Source organism: Dietzia sp. IBK-p2-16D (genome assembly GCF_057773085.1).
On sequence record NZ_JBYMTL010000064.1, the window covers coordinates 1 to 446 of the forward strand.

General features: G+C 45.3%; 1 protein-coding gene. It reads left to right on the plus strand.

Annotation, left to right across the window (positions count from 1 at the left end; translation table 11 throughout):
- Positions 1 to 446, plus strand: a 446-nt coding sequence (locus AC3DE3_RS17375; protein WP_488370868.1) for a DUF21 domain-containing protein, incomplete at both ends; no start/stop codon positions are given.

A 446-nucleotide genomic window follows, 5' to 3' on the forward strand; every position in this document is an offset into this window, starting at 1 on the left:
GCTGTACTGCTCAGTATCACTCCAAGCTACCTAGCTCAATTACGACAGCAAGATCACCCAAGTGCTGAAAAACTCTCGCTGATAAAAGCAGATATTGATCGCCCGTTAGCTTCAATCCTCACTTTAAATACCATCGCCCACACCGTCGGTGCAGCAAGTGCTGGTGCTCAGGCAAGCTTTGTTTTTGGTAACCAGTGGCTGGGATTATTTTCGGCATTGCTAACCTTAGCTATCTTAGTCTTATCTGAGATTATCCCCAAAACCTTGGGTGCCACCTATTGGCGTCAATTAGCACCTATCTCTGCCAATGTATTGCATTGGATGATTTGGGCTTTAAGCCCCTTCATTTGGTTTTCACAACAGATCACGAAACGTTTAGCCCCTCAGCAACCATCGATAAAATTGCGTGATGAACTCTCCGCGATGGCATTAATGGCTAATGAAAG